General features: G+C 69.3%; 3 protein-coding genes. 1 reads left to right on the top strand and 2 read right to left on the bottom strand.

What is annotated here, in order from left to right:
* Both IQ216_RS13150 and IQ216_RS13145 read right to left on the bottom strand, forming a co-directional pair.
* Positions 1 to 606: ATP-dependent Clp protease proteolytic subunit (locus IQ216_RS13150; RefSeq protein WP_193815825.1), on the bottom strand; the 606-nt coding region annotated here is incomplete at its 3' end.
* Between the two features lie 31 nt (positions 607 to 637).
* Positions 638 to 1804, bottom strand: a complete 1167-nt coding sequence (locus IQ216_RS13145) for a PIN/TRAM domain-containing protein (RefSeq protein WP_228007515.1) — start codon at positions 1802 to 1804, stop codon at positions 638 to 640.
* An 82-nt stretch (positions 1805 to 1886) separates the two neighbouring features.
* Between IQ216_RS13145 and IQ216_RS13140 the strand changes: the two genes are divergently transcribed.
* Positions 1887 to 2704: coproporphyrinogen-III oxidase family protein (locus IQ216_RS13140; RefSeq protein WP_228007514.1), on the top strand; the 818-nt coding region annotated here is incomplete at its 3' end.

Genomic DNA, 2704 nt, shown 5'->3' with positions numbered 1-2704 from the left:
CTCCAGGGCCTGGTCGGCGGTGAGGTAGGTCATGCGGTCGGAGTCGCGGGAGAGCTCCTCAACGCTGCGGCCGGTGTTGGTGGCCAGCATGCCCATCATGGTGCGCTTGTTGTGCAGCACTTCCTGGGCCCGGATCTGGATGTCGCTGGCCTGACCGCGGGCGCCGCTGCGGGGTTGGTGCAGCACGATCGTGGCGTGGGGCAGGGCCGCCCGCTGTCCCTTGGTGCCGGCGCTGAGGATCATCGCCGCGGTGCCCATCGCCTGGCCGATGCAGATGGTGTGCACCGGTGGCTTCACATAACTGATCGTGTCAGCAATGGCGAAGGCCTCGSTTTCGAAGCCGATCGCATCGCCTGTGAACCAGGAGGTGCCGGTGGAGTTGATGTASAAGAAAATGGGCTTGTCTGGGTTGTCGAMCTCCASATAGAGCAGCTGCGCGATGATCAGCTCGGTCACATCGATGCCCATCTGGCGCTTGGCCTCGTCGTCGCTGAACAGCGGCAAGCCCAGATACACAATCCGCTCCTTGAGCAGCAGGGAGGGGAGGTCCGGCGGCGGTGTGCGCATCACGGCGGAATCGCCGTAGTAGGGAGCTGACACCGACATCCGTTGACCCTGACAGGCACTGGATCGGAGCCTAGCGGGAGGCCCTCGGCTTGCGCTTGCTGGCGGGAGGTGTGGATCGCTCCCCCCCCCGCTCGTTGCCATGGCTGCCCGCCTCGCTGGCGGTGGCATGGAGCACGGGCTCGCGCCGGGCGAAGACGATGCGGCCGGTTGGGTTCTGCAGGGCGCCGGTGACCACCACCGGCAGGCGCTCGCCGATGTTCTCGCGGGCTCCCTCCACCACCACCATGGTGCCGTCATCCAGGTAGCCCACGCCCTGGTCGGCCTCCTTGCCCTCACGGGCGATCTTGAGCTGGAACTCATCGCCGGGCTGCACCTCGGGCCGCAGGGCGATCACCAGCTCACTGAGGTTGAGCACCTTGAGGCTCTTCAGCTCGGCCACCTTGGCCAGGTTGTAGTCGGTGGTGAGCAGGGTGCCGCCGGTGTCGGCGGTGAGGGCCTGCAGCTTGTCGTCCACCCCCTTGCCCTCGTAGCGGGTGCTGTTCACCACCAGGCGGCGCACGTACTGCTCGCGCAGCTCGGTGAGCAGCTTGAGGCCGCGGCGGCCGCGGCCGCGCTTCTCGGCGTTGCTGGAATCGGCCAGGGCCTGGAGTTCGTCGATCACGCACTGGGCCACGATCACCTGGCCCTCCAGCACACCGGAGTCGAGCAGGCCGCGCAGGCGCCCATCGATCACCACGCTGGTGTCGAGGATCTTGGCGCTGGCTGGCTGCAGCACCCCTTCGGCCACCAGCAGGGCCTCGGTGCTGCTGGGGTTGAACAGGCGCAGCAGGGTGCGGCCATGCACCTCGGCGAGGTTGTAGCCGGACACGCCGAAAAACACGTTGCTCAGCACCGCCGCCAGGGGCTTCACGAACACCACCTCCCAGGGCAGGGGCAGCAGCAGGATCGGTGCCAGCAGCAGGTTGGCCACCAGCAGGCCGAGAATCAGCCCCACGGCGCGGCTGACCAGCAGGTCGGTGGGCATGCTGCGCACCTGGCGCATCAGGCTGCGGCGCAGCTGGCCGAAGAACACCCCGGCGATCAGCCCGAAGAAGGCCCCGAAGCCGCCCAGCACCGTGCGCAGGCCTTCGGGGTTGTCCACCTCGGCCAGCATCGCCTTGGGCAGCAGGTCCACCCCCAGCCATCCGGCGGCGGCACCGGAGATCATGAACAGGATGAGGATGAGGGAGTCCACCATTGACGCTGTGTGGCGAGCTCCGGGCGATCCAATGCGCAGCATGGCTGAAACCCGCCGGTTTGGCCTGCGGAGGTAACCGCACTTGATCGCCTCCACACCGTTGGTGCGGCCGCTGGGGTCCGCCGCCCTGCCCCCCCGCAGCGCCTACCTGCACATCCCCTTCTGTCACCGGCGCTGCTTCTACTGCGACTTTCCTGTGGTGCCCCTGGGCGACCGGGCCGGGGCGGCCCAGGGCCAGCCCGGTTCCGCCTCGATTGCGGCCTACCTGGAGCTGTTGCTGCGGGAGATCGCCCTGGCCCCCTGGCCCGTGGGCCCGCCACCGCCGCCACTGTCGACGGTGTATCTGGGCGGCGGCACCCCCTCGCTGCTGGAGCCGCAGCAGGTGGGGGCGCTGCTGGAGGCCCTGGAGCGGCGCTTCGGGCTGGTGCCAGGGGCGGAGATCAGCCTGGAACTGGATCCCGCCAGCTTCGATCGCGCCCGCCTGCTGGCCTACCTGGACGCCGGCGTGAACCGGGTGAGCCTCGGTGGCCAGAGCTTTGACGACACCGTGCTGCAGCAGCTGGGGCGACGCCACAGCGGCCACGACCTGCGCCAGGCCTGCCGCTGGCTGGCCCAGGCCCGGCGCGACGGCGGCCTGGCCAGCTGGAGCCTGGATCTGATCCAGGCGGTGCCCGGCCAGAACCTGGAGGGTTGGCGAGACCAGCTGCGCCAGGCGGTCGCCACGGGCGCTCCCCACCTCTCGGTGTACGACCTCACGATCGAGCCCGGCACCGTGTTCGCGAGGCGCCTGGAGCAGGGCCGGCTGGCCCTGCCCGATGACGATCTGGCCGCCGACCTGATGGAGCTCAGCAGCGCCGCGCTGGGGGCGGCCGGCTATGGCCACTACGAGGTGTCCAACTA

The sequence above is a fragment of the Cyanobium sp. LEGE 06143 genome, from assembly GCF_015207535.1.
Classification (GTDB): domain Bacteria; phylum Cyanobacteriota; class Cyanobacteriia; order PCC-6307; family Cyanobiaceae; genus NIES-981.
This window is presented reverse-complemented; position numbering and strand designations above follow the sequence as displayed.

Coding starts and splice junctions, on each gene's coding strand:
- IQ216_RS13145 (WP_228007515.1), bottom strand. CDS start 1,804: ATGGTGGACTCCCTCATCCTCATCCTGTTCATGATCTCCGGTGCCGCC.